The organism is Pseudomonas sp. BF-B-26 (assembly GCF_019956495.1).
In the GTDB taxonomy this organism is placed as follows: domain Bacteria; phylum Pseudomonadota; class Gammaproteobacteria; order Pseudomonadales; family Pseudomonadaceae; genus Aquipseudomonas.
In genome coordinates, this window is record NZ_JAHBDP010000101.1 from 22974 (window position 1) to 40085 (window position 17112).

At 59.7% G+C, this 17112-nt stretch carries 14 protein-coding genes; 6 read left to right on the forward strand and 8 right to left on the reverse strand.

Annotation, left to right across the window (positions count from 1 at the left end):
- Nucleotides 1–7: 7 nt before the first annotated feature.
- The 5 genes from KGB03_RS23045 to KGB03_RS23065 all read left to right on the forward strand — a co-directional run bounded on the left by KGB03_RS23045 (nt 8) and on the right by KGB03_RS23065 (nt 3964).
- Nucleotides 8–1003 carry a zinc transporter ZntB gene (locus tag KGB03_RS23045; RefSeq protein WP_192407060.1) on the forward strand — a complete coding sequence of 332 codons (996 nt, stop codon included), beginning with the start codon at nt 8–10 and terminating at the stop codon, nt 1001–1003.
- Between the two features lie 63 nt (nt 1004–1066).
- Nucleotides 1067–1315, forward strand: a complete 249-nt coding sequence (locus KGB03_RS23050) for a hypothetical protein (protein ID WP_008146303.1) — start codon at nt 1067–1069, stop codon at nt 1313–1315.
- A 2-nt stretch (nt 1316–1317) separates the two neighbouring features.
- Nucleotides 1318–2142, forward strand: coding sequence for a mechanosensitive ion channel family protein (locus tag KGB03_RS23055; RefSeq protein WP_046053154.1), 825 nt, complete (start codon nt 1318–1320; stop codon nt 2140–2142).
- Between the two features lie 89 nt (nt 2143–2231).
- A complete protein-coding gene (gene sigX, locus KGB03_RS23060; protein WP_008146300.1) occupies nt 2232–2822 on the forward strand; it encodes an RNA polymerase sigma factor SigX in 591 nt (196 codons plus the stop codon).
- 107 nt (nt 2823–2929) lie between these two features.
- Nucleotides 2930–3964 carry an OmpA family protein gene (locus KGB03_RS23065; RefSeq protein WP_111450639.1) on the forward strand — a complete coding sequence of 345 codons (1035 nt, stop codon included), beginning with the start codon at nt 2930–2932 and terminating at the stop codon, nt 3962–3964.
- Nucleotides 3965–4091: 127 nt separating this feature from the next.
- Here KGB03_RS23065 and cobA read toward each other — a convergent pair whose 3' ends face one another.
- The 8 genes from cobA to KGB03_RS23105 form a co-directional block, all read right to left on the reverse strand.
- Entirely contained in the window at nt 4092–4859 is a 768-nt protein-coding gene (gene cobA / locus KGB03_RS23070) for a uroporphyrinogen-III C-methyltransferase (protein WP_218537337.1), read from the reverse strand.
- Nucleotides 4860–4869: 10 nt separating this feature from the next.
- Nucleotides 4870–7584, reverse strand: coding sequence for a nitrate reductase (locus tag KGB03_RS23075; protein ID WP_223529152.1), 2715 nt, complete (start codon nt 7582–7584; stop codon nt 4870–4872).
- Nucleotides 7584–7901, reverse strand: a complete 318-nt coding sequence (gene nirD / locus KGB03_RS23080; protein ID WP_074875030.1) for a nitrite reductase small subunit NirD — start codon at nt 7899–7901, stop codon at nt 7584–7586. Before nirD ends, KGB03_RS23075 begins: the two co-directional genes overlap by 1 nt.
- Nucleotides 7898–10351 (reverse strand): nitrite reductase large subunit NirB, encoded by a 2454-nt coding sequence (nirB, locus tag KGB03_RS23085; RefSeq protein WP_223529156.1) that lies wholly within the window; start codon nt 10349–10351, stop codon nt 7898–7900. The genes nirD and nirB overlap by 4 nt, the downstream gene beginning before the upstream one ends.
- A gap of 403 nt (nt 10352–10754) precedes the next feature.
- On the reverse strand, nt 10755–12425 hold the full coding sequence (locus KGB03_RS23090; RefSeq protein ID WP_223529158.1) for a bifunctional protein-serine/threonine kinase/phosphatase: 1671 nt from the start codon (nt 12423–12425) through the stop codon (nt 10755–10757).
- Between the two features lie 7 nt (nt 12426–12432).
- Nucleotides 12433–13644 (reverse strand): nitrate/nitrite transporter, encoded by a 1212-nt coding sequence (locus KGB03_RS23095; protein ID WP_111450635.1) that lies wholly within the window; start codon nt 13642–13644, stop codon nt 12433–12435.
- Between the two features lie 340 nt (nt 13645–13984).
- Nucleotides 13985–14560: an ANTAR domain-containing response regulator gene (locus tag KGB03_RS23100; RefSeq protein WP_074875038.1), complete on the reverse strand. Its 576-nt coding sequence runs from the start codon at nt 14558–14560 to the stop codon at nt 13985–13987.
- Between the two features lie 15 nt (nt 14561–14575).
- A complete protein-coding gene (locus KGB03_RS23105; RefSeq protein WP_192407065.1) occupies nt 14576–15787 on the reverse strand; it encodes a CmpA/NrtA family ABC transporter substrate-binding protein in 1212 nt (403 codons plus the stop codon).
- Between the two features lie 229 nt (nt 15788–16016).
- Here KGB03_RS23105 and KGB03_RS23110 point away from each other — a divergent pair, with 229 nt between their 5' ends.
- A complete protein-coding gene (locus tag KGB03_RS23110; RefSeq protein WP_223529159.1) occupies nt 16017–17036 on the forward strand; it encodes a quinone-dependent dihydroorotate dehydrogenase in 1020 nt (339 codons plus the stop codon).
- Nucleotides 17037–17112 lie beyond the last annotated feature (76 nt).

Below are 17112 nucleotides of genomic sequence, written 5' to 3' on the forward strand. Positions count from 1 at the left end.
GGTGAGGATGTTCGAGGAAGAAAACGCGCAGTGGGGGCTGGTGCATGCCCTGGTGCTGGACGGTAAAGGCAGTGCGCGTTCGATAGCCCGGACTGAACTCGATGACTTGCAGCTGCAGGCCCATGAAAGCCTGTGGCTGCACTGGGATCGCAGTCACCCGCAAACCCAGACCTGGTTGCGACAATCCAGCGGTCTGAGCGAATTCAGCTGTGATCTTTTACTTGAAGAAAACACCCGTCCGCGTCTTGTACAGCTTTCGGACAGCGAACTGCTGCTATTTTTGCGTGGGGTCAACCTGAACCCGGGCGCCGAGCCGGAAGACATGGTCTCGGTGCGGATCTTCGCGTCGGCCCAGCGGGTCATTTCCCTGCGTTTGCGTCCGTTGCGCGCCACCGATGAGTTGCTGCTGCAGCTCGCCGAAGGCAAAGGACCGAAAACGGCGTCAGAACTCATCCTTTATATGGCGCAATACCTCACCCACAAGGTGCAGGATCTGGTCAGCTGCCTCTCGGAAGTCGTCGATGAGGAAGAAGAAAAGCTGGATGCCGACGAACGGTATACACCCGAGCACGGAGCCGTTTTACAGATCCGGCGAAGGGCTGCTGCGTTGAAGCGCTTTCTCGCTCCGCAACGGGACATTTTCGGTCAGCTGACACGGATAAAACTGCCTTGGTTTGTCGAAGATGATGGCGATTACTGGAACGAATTGAACAACAGCCTGACCCGATATCTGGAGGAGCTGGAATTGACCCGGGAGCGGGTGGGGTTGGTCCTCGAGGCCGAAGACAGGCGTTTGAGCGTGCGAATGAATCGCACGATGTACCGCTTCGGGATCATCACCGGGATCTTTTTGCCGATGAGTTTTCTGACGGGTCTTCTGGGCATCAATGTCGGCGGGATTCCGTTCTCTGCAAGCCCCTATGGCTTCCTGATTGCGTGCCTGATGATGGTCTCGGTGGCGCTGGGGCAGTGGTGGTTATTCCGACGTTTGCGCTGGGTCTGAGGGTGAGCGATGTGACCCGAGCAAATTTGACCGCGTCTTTCACAGACATCACGAGAGGTGCGTATGCACGATCCGTTTGAACAGTCTTTGCGTGACATGCTCAAGGCATCACCGTCCACCCGGGACGACGATGCGTGCCTTGGGCGTGTACTGAAAACCGCCAACCGCCAGGTCGGCGCCGGTGATCTGTTCAGCCTGCTGGGCCGTTGGTTGCCCGCGTTGATGATCGCCCTGAATAACGGATCGGCCCATGTCGCTCCGGTTTCCCGTCACCGTAAACCTACCGTTCGCACTGCTGATAAGGCTGATTGAATATGGAACTTGATCTCTGGACTCAGAGCCTCGTCACTGCAATGACTGCGTTATGGACCAAGGTTGCAAATTTCATCCCGAACCTGTTCGGCGCACTGGTTGTGCTGCTGTTGGGTTTCGTCGTTGCGAAACTTTTGGACACTTTGCTGTCTAAGTTGCTCGCCAAGCTGGGGCTCGATCGCCTGATGGGCGGCACCGGACTGACCAAATTGCTGTCCCGGGCCGGCCTTCAAGTGCCTATCTCGACCTTGATTGGCAAGATTGTCTATTGGTTCGTTCTGCTGATTTTCCTGGTTTCTGCCGCAGAATCCCTTGGGCTTGAGCGAGTTTCGGCTACGCTTGATATGCTTGCGCTGTATGTGCCGAAAGTATTTGGCGCCGCGCTGGTGCTGCTGGTGGGTGTTTTACTCGCGCAATTGGCCAATGGGCTGGTGCGAGGTGCAGCAGAGGGTGTAGGGCTGGATTATGCTGCGGGCCTGGGGAGAATTGCCCAGGGCCTGGTGATTATCATCAGTATTTCGGTCGCAATCAGCCAGTTGGAGGTCAAGACTGACCTGCTCAACCACGTGATTGTGATAGTTTTGATTACCGTTGGTCTGGCGGTTGCGCTGGCCATGGGATTGGGAAGCCGGGAAATTGCCGGTCAGATTCTTGCGGGAATCTATGTGCGGGAGTTGTATCAGGTTGGGCAACAAGTGCGTGTTGGCGAGGTCGAAGGTCAGATCGAAGAGATCGGCACGGTTAAAACCACATTGCTGACCGATGAGGGGGAGCTAGTCTCTCTTTCCAATCGGATTCTCCTGGAACAGCATGTGAGTAGCCGCTAACCCGGCAAACCCTGCTAATGTATGCCGCCGCAAAAATACCCTGAAAAGGGTTGCGGCGGACATTGACCTGACTGTCGGCCCGACTTGTTTTGAATAAAGCTCAATCGCTGTCCACGCGCTACGACCCCCGCGAGCTCTCTGATGAGGAGTTGGTCGCGCGCTCGCATACCGAGCTGTTTCACGTAACGCGCGCTTATGAAGAACTGATGCGGCGTTACCAGCGAACATTATTTAACGTCTGTGCGCGGTATCTTGGGAACGATCGCGACGCAGACGATGTCTGTCAGGAAGTGATGTTGAAGGTGCTGTATGGCCTGAAGAACTTCGAGGGCAAATCGAAGTTCAAGACGTGGCTATACAGCATCACGTACAACGAGTGCATCACGCAGTATCGGAAAGAACGGCGAAAGCGTCGCTTGATGGATGCTTTGAGTCTGGACCCCCTCGAGGAAGCGTCTGAAGAAAAGGCGCCGAAACCTGAGGACAAGGGTGGACTTGATCGCTGGTTAGTGTATGTGAACCCGATTGACCGTGAAATTCTGGTGCTACGATTTGTCGCAGAGCTGGAATTTCAAGAGATCGCGGATATCATGCACATGGGTTTGAGTGCGACAAAAATGCGTTACAAACGTGCTCTAGATAAATTGCGTGAGAAATTTGCAGGCATTGCTGAAACTTAGTTCGGCGCAAATATCTCTTACGTGTAGGCAAGTTCTGATAGACTTGCCGCCGAGTTGTCCCCCGGTTTGCGGGACTGCTTCACAATCACCAGATGGGGATTTAACGGATGAAACTGAAAAACACCTTGGGCTTGGCCATTGGTTCTTTGATTGCCGCCACTACGTTCGGCGCACTGGCACAAGGCCAAGGCGCAGTTGAAATCGAAGGCTTCGCCAAGAAAGAACAGTACGACAGCGATCGTGACTTCAAAAACAATGGCAACCTGTTTGGCGCTTCCGTAGGCTACTTCATCACCGACGACGTCGAACTGCGTCTGGCTTACGACGAAGTACACAACGTGCGTTCCGATGACGGTCGTAACGTTAAGGGCGCTGATACCGCTCTGGACGCTCTGTACCACTTCAACAACCCAGGCGACATGATCCGTCCATACGTTTCTGCCGGTTTCTCGGACCAGAGCATTGGCCAGAACGGCGGTGGCGGTCGTAACCGTTCCACCTTCGCCAACGTTGGCGGCGGTGCCAAGCTGTACTTCACCGATAACTTCTACGCCCGTGCTGGCGTTGAAGCTCAATACAACATCGACCAGGGCGACACCGAGTGGGCTCCAAGCGTCGGTATCGGTGTGAACTTCGGTGGCGGCTCCAAGCCTGCTGCTGCTCCAGTTCCAGCACCAGCTGAAGTCTGCTCCGACAGCGACAACGATGGCGTTTGCGACAACGTTGACAAGTGCCCGGACACCCCAGCCAACGTAACTGTTGACGCTGATGGCTGCCCAGCAGTTGCTGAAGTTGTTCGTGTTGAGCTGGACGTGAAGTTCGACTTCGACAAGTCGGTAGTCAAGCCTAACAGCTACGGCGACATCAAAAACCTCGCTGACTTCATGAAACAGTACCCATCCACCACTACTACTGTTGAAGGTCACACTGACTCCGTCGGTCCTGACGCTTACAACCAGAAACTGTCCGAGCGTCGTGCAAACGCCGTTAAGCAAGTTCTGACCAACCAGTACGGTGTTGAATCGTCCCGCGTTCAGTCTGTTGGCTACGGCGAATCCCGCCCAGTTGCTGACAACAAAACTGAAGCTGGTCGCGCTGTAAACCGTCGCGTAGAAGCGCAGGTTGAAGCTCCAGCTAAGTAATTAGCTCGCAGCTCTGAAAAGCCCGGCTTAGGCCGGGCTTTTCTTTGTCTGCGATTTGGGTTTTAGCGGGAGATTTGCGTTGCGGTGAAAAGATCGTCCGAAACGCGGCCCTAACCTTCGGTAGCTCCTACAGGTTGAACGCAGAAGCTGTGTAGGAGTTGCCGCAGGCTGCGATCTTTTGACTTTCTTTGCAGGCCGCGACCGCTCCGATCACCAGGATGGCCGGGCTTTTCAACTCAAAGGCGTAGGCATCTTCTTCCATCGCAGTCAGATCGCTCCGACATTCCCGTTGGTGTGGCAGGGAAGCATTTTCAATCATTGCCACCGGTGTATCCGCCGCCATTCCTCCGGCGAGCAGTTGCTCGCGAATCTCGCTCAGTTTTGCGACACCCATATACACCACCAGCGTCGTACCACCTTGGGCCAGGGCTTGCCAGTTCAGGCAGCTGCCATCCTGAGTGTGGGCGGTGACCAGCGTCACGCCACGCGCAACACCCCGCAGGGTCAACGGAATATCGCATTGCGTTGCGCCGGCAAGCCCGGCGGTGATGCCGTTGACCAGTTCCACTTCGACCCCATGTTCACGCAGCCACTGCGCCTCTTCGCCGCCCCGGCCAAAAATGCACGGATCACCGCCCTTGAGGCGCACCACGCATTTTCCGTGGCGTGCATAACGCAGCATCAGACGATGAATGAATGCCTGAGGTGTAGAGCGACAGCCGCCGCGCTTGCCCACGGGAATGATCCGCGCCTGCGGGCAATGCTCCAGCACCGCGTCGTTGACCAGGTCATCGATCAGCACCACATCCGCTTCGCTCAACGCTCGCACGGCCTTGAGGGTCAACAATTCCGGATCGCCAGGACCCGCACCCACCAGCCAGACTTTTGCGCTCATAGTGTTTTCCTCACGAGGTGACGGCGACCGGCTGCGCAGTGGCGGCCAGCAAACGCTTGATTTCCGGGACGCAGGAGCCGCATTGCGTGCCACAGCCCAATTCTTGTTTCAAACCCTGCAGGTCCAGACCGCGGTTAATGCCAGCGCAGACCGCGCTTTGGCTGACGTTTTTGCAGTTGCACAGGGTTTTGCTACCGATGGCCGGCGTACTGCTGTTGCCCGGCGGTGCGCTCAGCGGTGCCAGCAGCCAGCGCCGCAGTTGTTCGTCAGCGCGACCTTCCAGCCACAGGCTTTGCAGCCAGTGTTGGGCAAGGGTTTCACCGGCCAGGCGAATCGCGGTGATCCGGCCGTTCTCGATCCGCACCCGTTTACCGATGGAGCGCCGTGGGTCGTCATAGGCCAAAACGGGGCCGTCGTTGAGTCCCAGGCATTGATCGATATCGCGCAGCAGTTGCGGGTCGGGCGCGACGGCGCTGGCAGCGCGTATCAGCAGCGCGGGGCGTTCACGACCAGCGAGGCTGAGGCTGACGTAGGAAAACGCCTCACAGAGCGGTCGTAGCGTCTCAAAATTCTGTTGAACATCGCCTTCGATCAGGGCGAATAGCTGCCATGGGAGATTTACAGGTTCGAGACGCACGCCACTGTGTTTGAGTTCGGGCTGTTTCGACAAAGGGTCGAAAGCCGGTTGGGTGAGCGCATTGACGCCACCCTTGAGGAAGCGGTCACCCCAATGCATGGGCAGAAAGGCCTGACCGGGTCGTACGCTGTCGTCGCCTCCAACGGCGACAATCACTTCGCCACGGCGACTTTTCAGGTTGACCAGGTCGCCCGATTGCAGCCGCTGCCGACGCAGTTCATCGGGGTGCAAACTCAACACGGCTTCGCTGACGTGGCCGAACAACTGCGCGGCGGTGCCGGTGCGGCTCATGCCGTGCCATTGGTCCCGCAGGCGGCCGGTGATCAGGGTCAGCGGGAAGCGTGCGTCGCGTTGTTCCTTGGCGGCGCGGTACGGGTCGGCCACGAATTGTGCACGTCCACTGGCCGTCGGGAAAATTCCGTCCAGGTACAGCCGGGCTGTGCCTTCGCTGGCGCCAGTGGGGAAGGGCCATTGCTGCGGACCGAGGCGGTCGATCAGTGCATGACTGATGCCGGACAAGTCCAGATCACGCCCGCGGGTCAATTGCGTGTACTCGTCGAAGACCTGCGCCGGGTTTTCAAAGGCAAACAGGCTGCTTTGCCCGGGACGCAGATATTTCTCCAGGCGCTGTGCGAAATCCACCGTGATCGCCCAGTCCGGGCGGGCTTCGCCGGGCGCGACGATGGCTCGGCGAACGTGGGAAATGCGCCGTTCAGAGTTGGTCACCGTGCCGTCCTTTTCGCCCCAACTGGCGGCAGGCAGCAGCAGGTCGGCGAAGGCTGCGGTTTCGGTGGTGCGGAAGGCCTCCTGCAACACCACGAACGGGCAGGCTTGCAGTGCTGCGCGCACGGCGGTTTGATCCGGCATTGATTGCGCGGGGTTGGTGCAGGCGATCCACAGTGCTTTGATTTTTCCGCTGCGCACTTGCTCAAACAATTCGATAGCGGTGAGCCCGGTGTTTGCAGGCAGTTGATCCACGCCCCAATACGCCGCCACTTCTGCGCGATGTTCGGCATTGGCAGCCTCGCGATGGCCTGGCAGCAGGTTCGACAGGCTGCCGGTTTCGCGGCCACCCATGGCATTCGGCTGACCGGTCAGCGAGAAAGGTCCTGCGCCGGGGCGGCCGATTTGCCCGGTGGCCAGGTGCAGGTTGATCAGTGCGCTGTTTTTCGCGCTGCCGGCGGTGGACTGGTTCAAGCCCATGCACCACAGCGACAGGAAGCTCGGTGAAGTGCCAACCCATTCGGCGCATTGCTGCAGTTGCTCGACGCTGATCCCGCAGAGTTGCGAAACCATCTGCGGCGTGTAATCGCGCACCAGGTTCTTCAGTTCGGCCAAGCCTTCGGTGTGGGCCTTGATGAAGTCGCGGTCGACCCAGTCTTCCCACAGCAGCAGGTGCAAAATCCCATGGAACAAGGCGACATCGGTGCCTGGCAGAATCGCCAGGTGCAGGTCAGCCAGATCGCAGGTGTCGGTACGACGCGGGTCGATGACGATGACTTTCATCTGCGGCCGGCGGGATTTTGCTTCCTCCAGGCGACGGAAAAGTATCGGGTGGGCGTAGGCCATGTTACTGCCGACGATCATCACGCAGTCGCTCAATTCCAGGTCTTCGTAGCTGCACGGCGGTGCGTCGGCGCCCAGGCTGCGCTTGTAACCGACCACGGCCGACGACATGCACAGGCGCGAATTGCTGTCGATGTTGTTGGTGCCCACCAGCGCTCGCGCCAGTTTGTTGAAGGCGTAGTAATCCTCGGTCAGCAATTGCCCGGAAATGTAGAACGCCACGCTGTCCGGGCCGTGTTCGGCAATGGTCTCGGCAAAAACGCTGGCGGCGTGATCGAGGGCGGTATCCCAGTCGGTGCGGCTGCGGGCCAGGCCTTTGCCCAGGCGCAGTTCGGGATACAACGCCCTGGCTGCGAGGTCGCCGGTCAGGTGCAAGGTAGAGCCTTTGCTGCACAGTTTGCCGAAATTGGCCGGGTGGGCCGGATCGCCGCTGACGCCGAGAATGCGCTCGCCGTCATGCTCGATCAGCACGCCGCAGCCGACCCCGCAATAGCAGCAGGTGGAAGCGGTGATCTGGTTCATCAGTTTGCTTCCCGCAGGGCCAGCAACACCCGGCCATTCTCGACCCGTGCTGAATGGTGGTGAGCACAACCGATGTCCGGGGCCTGGGCTTCGCCGGTTTCCAGATCGATCTGCCAGTTATGCAGTGGGCAGGCGACCCGTTTGCCATAGATCAGACCCTGGGACAGTGGCCCGCCCTTGTGCGGGCAGCGGTCATCGAGTGCGAAAACCTCATCGTCGCTGGTACGAAAAATCGCAATATCGCCTTTCGGGCCGGCAATGATCCGCGAGCCCAGGGCATTGATTTCTTCCAGTGCGCAGATATCCAGCCAGTTCATACCGGCACCTCCAGATTCTTCACCGTGATGACGTCGAATTCTTTCTTCAACAGCGGTTGCTCCAGGCGTTCCTTCCACGGGTCCTGTTCGAACGACAAGGAGAATTGCAGGCGATCGTTGAGCGCTTTGCGTCGCTGCGGGTCTTCCAGCACGGCTTTCTTGATGTGTTCCATGCCGACCCGTTGCAGGTAGTGCACGGTGCGTTCGAGGTAGAACGCTTCTTCGCGATAGAGCTGCAGGAAAGCGCCGTTGTATTCACGCACTTCTTCGGCGGTCTTGAGCTTGACGAAGAATTCCGCGACTTCGGTTTTGATCCCGCCGTTGCCGCCGATGTACATCTCCCAGCCCGAGTCCACGCCGATAATTCCGACGTCCTTGATCCCCGCTTCCGAGCAGTTGCGTGGGCAGCCGGAGACGGCCAGTTTCACTTTGTGCGGCGACCACATGTTGAACAGGTCGTGCTCAAGCTCGATGCCCAGTTGCGTGGAGTTCTGCGTACCGAAGCGGCAGAACTCGCTGCCGACGCAGGTCTTCACGGTGCGGATGGATTTGCCGTAGGCGTGGCCGGATGGCATGTCGAGATCCTTCCAGACGCCTGGCAGGTCCTGCTTTTTGATCCCCAGCAAATCGATACGCTGGCCGCCGGTCACCTTGACCATCGGCACGTTGTATTTGTCGGCCACGTCGGCGATGCGCCGCAGTTCCGAAGGATTGGTCACACCGCCCCACATCCGTGGGACTACAGAGTAAGTGCCGTCTTTCTGAATGTTGGCGTGGGCCCGTTCGTTGATCAGGCGCGATTGTGGATCATCCTTGGCTTCGCCCGGCCAAGTGGAAATCAGGTAGTAGTTGAGCGCCGGACGGCACGTGGCGCAACCGTTCGGGGTGCGCCAGTTCAGGTAGCTCAGGGTGCCCGCGATGGTCAGCAGGTGCTGGTCGCGGATGGCCTGGCGGATTTGCCCGTGATTCAAGTCGCTGCAACCGCAAATGGCTTTTTCGCTTTTCGGTTTGACGTCTGCTGCGCCGCCCACGGTGTTGATCAGGATCTGTTCCACCAACCCTGCGCAGGAGCCGCAGGAGCTGGCAGCCTTGGTGTGTTTCTTGACGTCGTCGACGCTGAACAGCCCGTGCTCCTGAATCGCCTTGACGATGGTGCCTTTGCACACGCCGTTGCAGCCGCAGACTTCGGCGGTGTCGGCCATGCTCATGGCTTTGTCCTGGCCTTGATGTCCTACATCGCCTAAAGCGTTTTCGCCGAACATCAGGTGATCGCGGATCTCATCGATGGCGTGATTCTCACGGATCTGCCGGAAATACCAGCCGCCGTCTGCCGTATCGCCGTACAGACAGGCCCCGACCAGCACGTCATCCTTGATCACCAGTTTTTTGTAGACCCCGCCGATAGGGTCGGAGAGGGTGATGGTTTCGGTGCCTTCGCCGCCCATAAAGTCGCCGGCGGAGAACAGGTCGATGCCGGTGACCTTCAATTTGGTCGACGTCACCGAGCCTTTGTAGGTGGCAAAGCCCAATTGGGCGAGGTGGTTGGCGCAGACCTTGGCCTGTTCGAACAGCGGCGCCACCAGGCCGTAAGCGATGCCGCGGTGGCTGGCGCATTCGCCGATGGCGTAGACCCGAGGGTCGTAGGTTTGCATCGTGTCGTTGACCAAAATCCCGCGGTTGCAGGGGATGCCGGATTTTTCCGCAAGTTCGGTGTTGGGTCGAATACCGGCGGCCATCACTACCAGGTCGGCGGGGATGATGTCGCCATTCTTGAACTCAACCGAGCCGACCCGGCCATTGCCGGCATCGTGCAGGGCTTGGGTTTGCTCGCAAAGACGAAAGTGCAGGCCGCGGGCTTCCAGGGCGGTTTGCAGCAACTGGCCGCTGGTTTTGTCCAGTTGCCGTTCCAGCAGCCATTCACCGATGTGCACCACGGTGACGTGCATGCCGCGCAGCATCAGGCCATTGGCGGCTTCCAGGCCGAGCAGGCCGCCACCGATCACAACGGCGTGCTTGTGGGTTTTCGCCGTGTCGATCATTGCCTGGGTGTCGGCGATGTCGCGGTAGCCGATCACGCCGTGCAAGGTGTTGCCGGGAATCGGCAGGATGAAAGGGGTCGAACCGGTAGCGATCAGCAGGCGATCGTATTCGGCCTCGCTACCGTCTTCGGCGATCACGCGGCGTTTGACCCGGTCGATCTCCACCACTTTGCGGTTGAGCAGCAGCTTGATGTTGTTGTCCAGGTACCAGTCCAGATCGTTCAGCACGATCTCTTCGAAGGTCTGTTCGCCGGCCAGTACGGGCGAGAGCAGGATGCGGTTGTAGTTGGTATGAGGTTCGGCGCCGAAGACCGTGATGTCGTACAGCTCATTGCTCAGCTTGAGCAGCTCTTCGAGGGTGCGAACCCCGGCCATGCCGTTGCCGATCATCACCAGTTTTAATTTTTTCATCAGGTTCTCCGGGGAGCTCGGACCCGCCTCATCAGGGCTTTCAGGTCTTGCTCGACAAAATTTGCGCAAACAAAAAAAGGCGTCCCGCTAGTTGCCTAGCGAGGACGCCTTTGTCCTGGTCCCGTTCTCTCGGGCAGCGCATCCTTCATCGTTGAAGGCTGGGCTTTATGTCTGTTGAGAAAGGTAATGCAGTGGTTGTGCCAACTCTCGCAAATGCAGAATTTATGGGCTTTCGTCATGGGCGGAGGGTGTTTTTTGTGCACCGGTTCAATGCGCTATGCCCGGTTTTGAAGCAGAAAAGTCAAAAGATCGCAGCCTGCGTCAGCTCCTACAGGAGATCGTGGGCACCCGTAGGAGCCGCCGCAGGCTGCGATCTTTTGATCTTTTGGGTGCAGTGAAAAACTCAACCATGAAACAACAAAACCAGCAGCACCAGATTCACCAGCAACGACACCAGCGCCAAGGTCCGCCAGACCTTCAACGGTTCGCGCTCCAGCAGCGGTCTGGGGCGCACGCTCAAACTGCGACGCTCGCCCTGTTCCAGCAGCAGCAACCATTCTTCCGCCGTTTCAAAGCGTTGATCCGGATCCGCCGCCACGGCGTGCTCCAGACTTTGCGCAATCCATTCCGGCAGGTCGGGTCGATAGCGACTGGCGCTGACCGGAACCCCGAACCGTGGGCGCTGGAAGGCTTCGATTTCGCCGTAGGGATAATGCCCGGTGAGCAGGAAATACAAGGTCACGCCGACGGCATATAAGTCCTGTTGCGGAGTCGGCGCTTCCCCGCGAAAGGCTTCGGGTGCGATATAGCTGGGTGTTCCAGGCAAGGCAGAAGGCTGATCTTCGGACAGGCCAGGGCAGTAGGCGAGGCCGAAGTCCAGCAGGCGCAATTCGCCGTCGTCCCCCAGTAGCAGGTTCTCCGGTTTGATATCGCGATGGAGAATCTGCCGTCGATGCAGCATGCCAACGGCGCGCAGCAGGCGTTCAGCCAGATCTTGCCATTGCGGCAGAGGCAGCGGTCCGACATCGGCGTGCAGCTCCGCCAAGGTAGATCCGGAATATTCCCGCATCACGTAGTACAAATGCTGACGCTGACTGGCGGCATGGACTTCAGGGAAATGCCGCCCGGCCACGCGCTTGAGAAACCATTCTTCCGACAGCAACGCCTGCCCTGCGAGGTGATCGTCACGCAACGCGCCCGGCAAGGTTTTCAGCAGCCAAGGCTGTTGTTGCCCATCGCGCACCCGATAGAGCAGCGACTGCTGGCTCTGGCCGAGTATTCCTTCAACCTGCCAACCCTCGAAGGTCTGACCCGGTTTCAGCGCTGGCGGCAGCGGCCATTGCTGCAAATGAATCAACGCATCGCCGATGCTCGTTTCACCGAGGACATCGACCCGCACCAACAAGGCGCTGGCGTTGTCCTGGCTGCCGGCCAGATGCGCCGCACTGACCAAGGTCTGCGCAGCGCTGTTCAAATCCGGTTGATCGCGCAGAATTGCCGCAATCGCGGTGTCGCCCAGCACGGCCCAAATGCCGTCGCTGAGCAGTACGAAACTTTCGTTCAACCGCAGTTCGCCATCGAGAAAATCCAGCACCAGATGCTGATCGAGCCCAAGTGCCCGTTTGAGCACATGCTGCATGCCCGGCTGGTCCCAGACGTGATCCTCGCTGACCCGTTGCAAGGTGTCGGCATGCCAGCGATAAACCCGGCAATCGCCTACATGGGCCAAGGTAAACCGCCTACCGCGCATGACCAAAGCACTGACGGTGGTGAGCAACGGTTGCCCACCGCCATTGGCCTGCAACCAGCGATTTTGTGCCAGTAGCAGGCGATCCAATGCCTGCGCGACGCCCCAGGTTTCTGGCGTGGCGTAGTAATCCAGCGCAAGAGCCTGCAACGTCGAGCGGGCGGCGAGACCACCATCGGCGCATTGGCTGACGCCATCGGCGATGGCGAATAGGTAACCCTTGCTCGCCGCCAGCGCCGGGGCTGGAGTCACCAGGCGCAGGGCGTCCTGATTCTCCTCGCGAGGGCCAATGGCGCTCGCTTCGGCAAAACTCAGTTGCAGGCTCATTGAGGCTTCAGACCCGTGCAGCGGTCACGGCTGCCGAACCCCAAGTGGTTCTCCAGCGACGTTTCACGCCGTGCAGACCGAACCAGGCCAGAACGCCAAGGCTGGCGAACAACCACAAGGCCAGTTGATAGCTGCCGGTGCTTTGCTTGATCGCGCCCATGCCCGCTGCCAGTGCAAATCCACCAATACCGCCGGCCATGCCGATCAAACCGGTCATCACACCGATCTCTCGACGAAAACGCTGCGGCACCAATTGGAAAACGGCGCCATTACCTGCACCCAAACCGAGCATGGTGCAGACGAAAAGTGCCAGTGCCGCGTAGGAACTCGGCAGATTGAAACCCACCGCTGCGATGCAGACCGCCGCCACCGAGTACATCCCCAGCAGGGTACGAATGCCACCGAAGCGGTCGGCTAGAGCGCCGCCCAACGGACGCATCAAACTGCCGCCGAACACGCAGGCGGCGGTGTAGTAGCCGGCGGTCACCGGGCTCAGGCCATATTGGTCGTTGAAATAGCCGGGCAGGGCGCTGGCCAGGCCGATGAAGCCACCGAAGGTCACGCTGTAGAAAAACATGAACCACCAGCTGTCGCGATCGCCCAAGGCCTTGAAGTAGTCGGACACGGACTTGGCTTTTGGCCGCTCAGGCGAGTTTTTGGCCAGCCAGGCGAAGACGATGATGGTCAGGATCAGCGGAATCAGGGCGAAGCCGAACACGTTGCTCCAGCCAAATGCCGCGGCCAGCACCGGGGCGATCAGTGCAGCGAGCACGGTGCCCGAGTTACCGGCACCGGCGATGCCCATAGCTTTGCCTTGGTGCTGGGGTGGATACCATTGCGAGGCCAGCGGCAGGGCGACGGCGAAGGATGCGCCGGCCATGCCGAGGAACAGGCCCAGCACCAACGCTTGTTCGTAACTGTGAATGCCGAGTTTCCAGGCACCGAACAGGGCGCAGATGACGATCACCTGGCCAATCAGCCCGGCGGTTTTCGGCGACAGGCGATCAGCCAGCAAGCCCATTACAAAGCGCAATACCGCCCCGGCCAGAATCGGCGTGGCCACCACCAGCCCGCGCTGTTGGGTGGTCAGGTGCAGGTCGGCGGCGATCTGCACCGCCAGTGGGCCGAGCAGGTACCAGACCATGAAACTCAGGTCGAAATAGAGGAAGGCCGCGAACAATGTCGGGGTATGGCCAGATTTCCAGAAGCTTGAATTCATCGCGCACCTCAGCTGTTAGGAGTCTCGAGAAGGAGTCATGAGCTTGCAGGTGGGGCGCCGCATCGGCCGCACCACCGGCCCCGGTCTGTGGGGCCAAAACAAAAAAACGCCGCCACCGGATTCGCCAAAGGGCAAATGAGGTGAGCGACGTCTTTGTCGTAGGTGGGGCAACCGCCGTTGGTTACCTGTAGCGATTACTTTGCGAGATCTGTGCCAACAGGTAAACCGAGTTGCGGCCATTCGCGAGCAAGCCCGCTCCCACAGTTGATTTGTGTACGACGCAATTCCCTTGTGGGAGCGGGCTTGCTCGCGAAGGCGATAGGGCATTCACCGCAGGGCTTCAGCCGAGCAGCTCACTCATGGCAATGATCTGCTCCGCCACCTGTATCAGCTTCTGCTGCCGGCTCATGGCCTGGCGGCGCATCAGGGTGTAGGCCTCTTCCTCGTTGCAGTCCTTCATTTTCATCAGCAGCCCTTTGGCCAGCTCGATGCGCTTGCGCTCGGCCAGTTGCTGGTCTCGGGCGTTGAGTTGGGCGCGCAGGGCCTGGTCGCTTTCAAAACGCGCCATGGCCACGTCGAGAATCGGCTGCAAGCGCTGTGCGTGGATGCCTTCGACGATGTAGGCGCTGACGCCGGACTTGATCGCCTGACGCATCACATTGGGGTCATGTTCATCGGTAAACATCACGATCGGCCGTGGTTGGTCGCGACTCACCAGCACCACTTGCTCCATCACATCGCGGCTCGGTGACTCGGTATCGATCAAAATCACGTCCGGACGCACCGTTTCGACGCGCGCAGGCAGATCGATGGTCAGGCCCGACTCGTCGATCACCTCGAACCCGGCTTCGGTCAGGGCCGCCTTCAGGCGACCGACTTTCTTCGCAGTGTCGTTGATCAGCAGGATACGCAACATATTCGTGGTCTCCTGTCAGCGGCTGGCGAGAAGGGGCGAGCTGTCGCTCATGGCGTGCAGCTTGAAACTGCGGGCATAGCCGGCGGGGTCCAGGCCATCCCAGACCTTGCCGTCGATCAACTGGCTGCTGCGCATTGGCTGATCACTCGCGGTCACACCTACAGCGGTGGCGGCCTCTCGATACAAGTCTAGTTGCTGGACCTGACGGGCCACGCCCAGGTAGTCCGGGTCGTCGCGCAACAAACCCCAGCGTCGGAACTGGGTCATGAACCACATGCCATCGGACAGATACGGCAGATTGACCTCGCCATCACCATGGAAGCGCAGCGCGTGCGGGTCTTGCCAGCGATGACCCAGGCCATCGGCGTAGTCACCGAGCAATCGCGGTTCGATGCAGCCGAGCGGTGCGTCGAGGTATTGCGGGGCACTCAACAGCTTCGCGGTGCTGCGGCGATTCTCGGTGCTTTCTTCGATGAAGCGGCTGGCCTCCAGAATCGCCATCACCAGCGCCCGTGCGGTGTTGGGGTATTGCTCGACAAAGGCGCGGGTGCAGCCGAGGACTTTTTCCGGGTGATCGGGCCAGATGGTCTGGGTGGTGGCCATCGTGAACCCCAGGTTCTGCTGCACCGCGCTGGCAGACCATGGCTCGCCGACGCAGAAACCGTCGATGCGCCCGGCTTGCAGGTGCGCGACCATTTGCGGCGGCGGTACCACCACGCTGTCGACGTCCTGCAATGGGTGGATGCCCTGACTCGCGAGCCAGTAATACAGCCACATGGCGTGGGTGCCCGTAGGAAATGTCTGGGCGAAGGTGAGTTTTGGGCGACTTTGGTGCACGTGCCGCTCCAGTGCTTCAGGACTGGTCACGTCCAGCGCTTGCAAGCCATGGGAGAGGTTGATGCTCTGGCCATTCTGATTCAGGCCCATAAGCACTGCCATGTCGGTCGACGCGACACCGCCGATGCCCAAATGCACGGCGTAGATCAAACCGTACAGACTGTGGGCAGCGTCGAGTTCGCCACTGACCAGTTTGTCCCGCAGGTTGGCCCAGGACGACTGGCGCTTGAGGTTCAGGGTCAGGCCATAAGGTTGGGCGAAGCCCTGCGTGGCCGCGACCACTACCGAGGCGCAGTCGCTCAGGGCCATGAAACCGAGGTTGATTTCGGTCTTTTCCGGGGCATCGCTGCCGTTGACCCAGGCCAGAGGGTTGGCTGGAACTTCAATCATCAGTAAACACCTTCCATAAAAAAGCGCCGGACCGGGCTGCTTGCCAGGGCAAGGCCAAGTGACGACGCCTTTGTCTTTCGACTCATCCCGCCGTTGGCATGAGTGCTGATGTCAGTGACGGTGCAAGGCATATGCCATCGCTCGCTGATTTTGTCGCGCGCCTCGCCTGCAACCCCGATGCCCGGCTATAATCGCCGCCACTTTTCGTAGCCCAGAGTCAAACCCGCCCATGTACACCCTGGCCCGTCAGCTGTTGTTCAAACTTTCCCCGGAAACCTCCCACGATCTGTCCCTGGACCTGATCGGCGCGGGCGGGCGTTTGGGCCTCAACAGCTTGCTGTGCAAGGCGCCAGCGAAATTGCCGGTGACCGTCATGGGCCTGGACTTCCCGAACCCGGTGGGGCTGGCGGCTGGTCTGGACAAGAACGGCGCGGCCATCGACGGTTTTGCGCAACTGGGTTTTGGGTTTGTCGAAATCGGCACCATCACCCCGCGTCCGCAGCCGGGCAACCCGAAGCCACGCATTTTCCGTCTGCCGGATGCCGAGGCGATCATCAACCGCATGGGGTTCAACAACCTCGGCGTCGATCACCTGCTGGCTCGAGTGGCGGCGGCCAGGTTCAAAGGCGTGCTGGGCATCAATATCGGCAAAAACTTCGATACCCCGGTTGAGCGGGCGGTCGACGACTACCTGATCTGCCTGGACAAGGTCTACCCCCATGCCAGCTACGTGACAGTCAACGTCAGCTCGCCGAACACCCCGGGCCTGCGCAGCCTGCAATTCGGCGATTCGCTGAAGCAGTTGTTGGCCGACCTGGCGACGCGCCGCGCAGAACTGGCGCTGCGCCACGGCAAACATGTACCGCTGGCGATCAAGATTGCGCCGGACATGACCGACGAAGAAACCGCTCAGGTCGCGCAAGCGCTGATCGACACCGGGATGGACGCGGTAATCGCCACCAACACCACCCTGAGCCGCGTCGGCGTAGAAGGCATGGAGCATGGTGACGAGGCGGGCGGTCTGTCTGGCGCACCGGTTCGGGACAAGAGTACCCACACCGTGAAGGTACTGGCGGCCGAGTTGGCCGGTCGCTTGCCGATCATCGCCGTGGGCGGCATCACCGAAGGCAAGCACGCGGCTGAGAAAATCGCTGCGGGTGCCAGCCTGGTGCAGCTCTATTCCGGCTTCATCTACAAAGGCCCGGCGCTGATTCGTGAATCCGTCGACGCGATAGCAGCCCTGCGCTAAACCCTGTGGGAGCGGGCTTGCTCGCGAAAGCGGTGTGTCATTCAGCTTTGATGTCGACTGACACACCGCATTCGCG